Source organism: Candidatus Frankia nodulisporulans (assembly GCF_902806475.1).
GTDB lineage: Bacteria > Actinomycetota > Actinomycetes > Frankiales > Frankiaceae > Frankia > Frankia umida.
The window spans coordinates 1-3463 of sequence record NZ_CADCWS010000351.1; the positions used below are offsets into that span (position 1 = coordinate 1).

A 3463-nucleotide genomic window follows, 5' to 3' on the forward strand; every position below is an offset into this window, starting at 1 on the left:
GCCGTGGCGGCGTTCCCGGGCGGCGAAGCTGCGCAGTGCCCGAAGGAAGTCGATCTCGCGGAACGCCGGCCAGTAGGCCTCGCAGAAGTACAGCTCGGAGTAGGCGCTCTGCCACAGCAGGAAGTTCGACATGCGCTGCTCGCCGGACGTCCGGATCACCAGGTCCGGGTCCGGCTGCCCGGCCGTGTACAGGTTGCGGGCGATGTCGTCCCCGGTCAGGGCCGCGGCCACGTCCGCCAGCGAGTCGCCGGCCTCGGCCCGCTCGTACAGGTGCTCCCGAATCGCCTCGATGACCTCCTGGCGCCCCCCGTACCCGACGGCGAGCGTCACATGGAAGCCGGTCGTGCAGGTGCGGGTGGTCTCGACCGCGTTCTTGAGCACCCGCGCGGTCGAGTCGGGCAGCACGTCGAGCATGCCGGCCAGGTGCACCCGCCACCGTGCGTCCGGACGTGCCAGCCGGTCGGACACCACCTGCTCGATCACGCTCATCAGGTAGGCGACCTCGGCGTCCCCCCGGCTCTGCAGGTTCTCCGTCGAGCAGACGAACACCGTGACGTGGCGGATACCGACCGCCTCGCACCAGGACAGCACATCCTCGGCATGTTCGGCGCCGTAACGATGCCCGAGGCTGGGGTTCGCCATCCCCATCTCCCGGGCCCACCGCCGGTTACCGTCCATGACCAGGCCGACGTGGGCGGGCAGCGGCCCGTCCATCACCTGCCGACGCAGCCGCCGGGTGTAGAACGCATAAAGGGGGCCGCCGAAAGCCATGGTGGAACCTTCCGCCGCGAGCCTGCATGGACGCCGCGAGCCCCGCACCCGCCGCCCGACCCACACTCCGGCAGCTGCACGGCCCGACCTTGGCCAGGACCTGACCCCGGCCAGGACATGACGGGGATGGGTGACGATACCCCGCTGCCCCGCCGCCACCGTCACCGCCAGCAGCCCTCCCCCGTCGGACCACCCCCCAGGCCACACGGTCACCAGACCGGAACGCGGAGTTGTCGACACGTGGCGGCCGACGCCCTTCCCCGCCAGATCTGGCCACTTCTGCCCCTTTGGCGCGGCCGACACGCCCGGCCGCGCCCAGCTGCCGAGGGTTATGAGGCCGCATGCCGAGGACTGTTTGGAGAATCGAGGCCGAATTCCCGGAACAACCCTCGGCACGCACGCGCTTCCGCGGTTCGTGCCGGCGGACGAGGACGCCGTCGGTGCATCCGTCAGGGCGTCGGCGGACCCGCCGCATGCGCTGGTTGTCGTCCCTCGACGCCACTCAGCCAGCGGTGCAGGTCGTGGGCGGTGGCGGCGGAATGCTCGTGCATCATCGACTGGTGGTCGCCGGCCACGTCGAAACTGTCGTGTTCGAGGGTCCACTCGGACGTCCAGGCCTGGCCGATGCCGGTGACGTCCTCGGCGACGGTGGTGGGATGGCCGCCGCGCCGCGGGCGGACGCGGGCCCGCACGAGCATGACCGGTGCGGCGACGGCGCGGGGCCGCCAGTTCTCGAACAGGTCCAGGTAGGCGCCCTGCGCGGTGACCTGCGCCTCGGTCATCAGCGCGTAGGCCTGCTCGTTGACGGCGATGCCGCGCAGCTCCTCCTGGATGTCGTGTTCGGGGATGCGGTCGGTGGGCAGCCAGGTGTCGAGCAGCACGACGGCCGCCGGGGGCATCCCGCGATCCTGGAGGACGGACGCGATCGCGTGCGCGAGCCAGCCACCGGAGGAGTAGCCGGCCAGCACGATCGGACGCCCCGCGAACGCCCGCGTGATCGTGTCGACGTGCCGGGCGATGACGAGGTCGGCGGTCGCCGGCAGCGGTTCACCGCCGCCGAAACCGGGATGCGCCAGCGCGTGGACGTCGCGGCGTCCGTGCAGGTGCAGGGCGAGGCGAGCGAAGGTGTGCGGCCCGGACGGCGCCACCATGGACGGCAGGCAGACCAGCGCGAACGGTGCCGGCCCCGACGCCAGCCGCACCGGCCGTCCCGGCGCCCCGAATCCCTCCACGGACGTGCACACCGCGCGCAGCTTCGCCGCCGCCCGCAGCACCCCCACTCCCGCCGCGAACTTCCCCTCCGCGCACGCCTGCCGGTACACCCCCCGCACCCCCACCGCCTCGCCGCCCGCCACCGGGTGGGCCAACGCCGGACGAGCGAGCTGCGAGGGCACGGCCGCCGAACGCGTGGTGGCCGAAGGCACGGCCGCCGGACTCGTGGTGGCCGAAGGCACGGCGGCCGGACGCACGGTGGCCGGGGCGGCGGCGGCGAGGCCGGCGAGATGAGCGGCGAGTTCGGTGACGGTGGGATGTTCGAACACGGCCTGGGTTCCGAACCCGAGCCCGGTCGCGGCGACCAGCCTGCGTCGCAGCTCCACCGAGGCCAGCGAGTCGAAGCCGAGCTCGAGGAAGCGACGCGAGAGCTCCACCTCCTGCGCCGACTCGTACCCCAGGACGTCCGCCGCCTGCGCGCGCACCATCTCCACCAGCTCGACCAGCCCCCACCGGGACGGCTCCCCCGCGACCGACGCGGCCCCCGGATGTTCCGCGGAACCGTCCGACGCGGTCACCCCGTCCCCCGGATGCCGCGCGGAACCGCCCGAGGTGCGCGCCGCGATCCCGAGGTGTTCCGCGGAACCGCCCGCCCCCGGCGCCACGGACGGGTCGGGGTGCGACAGCGCGGTGAAGAAACGGTTGTCGCGGGCCGCGGTGATCGACGGGAGGAAGCGGTCCCAGTCGACGTCGACGATGGTCCTGGTACGCGCCCCGGCGGCGACCGGATGGCTGGGATGCCCCGCGCCAAGGGACGCGGCACCGAACGACCCGGCACCGAGCGACCCGGCGAGGATGGCCGCGGCCTGGGCAGGGTCGAGGGGACGCAGGCCTCGACGGGTTAGGAACTCGCGTAGGGCGGGTGTGGCGGCCAGACCGTCGCCGTCCCAGGGGCCGTAGGCGAGCGCGGTGATCCGGCAGCGGCCGGTGTCGGCGCGTCCGGCCAGGGCGTCCAGGTAGGCGTTGGCCGCGCTGTAGGCGGCCTGGTTGCCGCTGCCCCACACCGCCGCGATCGAGGACACCAACGCGATCTCGGTGATGCTGTCACCGTCCGGTGTCGGGAGCAGCCGGACGAGGGCGCTCGCACCCGCGACCTTCCCGGCGACGACCTCCGCGACCTCGCCGAGGGTGAGCTCAAGCAGGGGACGGAACGCTCCGGCGACACCAGCGGCGTGCACGACCGCGGTCACCGGCTCACCGGCGTCCACCTGCCGGCGCAGCAGGGCCGCCAGCGCCGACTCGTCGCCGACGTCGCAGGCCTGCGCGCTGGCCCGGGCACCGAGCGCGTCAAGCTCGCGGATCAGCTCCCCCGCCCCCGGACTCGCCGGCCCGCGCCGACTCGCCAGCACCAGCCGTCGCACCCCGCCGCGGGCGAGCGCCCGGGCGACGTGCGCACCGACAGTCCCCGTCCCGCCGGTGA

General features: G+C 73.8%; 2 protein-coding genes. Both read right to left on the reverse strand.

What is annotated here, in order from left to right:
• Nucleotides 1-771 (reverse strand): polyprenyl diphosphate synthase (gene uppS, locus G6R24_RS19490; RefSeq protein ID WP_163550621.1); only part of this gene is annotated, 771 nt, incomplete at its 3' end.
• Between the two features lie 449 nt (nucleotides 772-1220).
• Nucleotides 1221-3463 (reverse strand): SDR family NAD(P)-dependent oxidoreductase (locus tag G6R24_RS19495; protein WP_163550622.1); only part of this gene is annotated, 2243 nt, incomplete at its 5' end.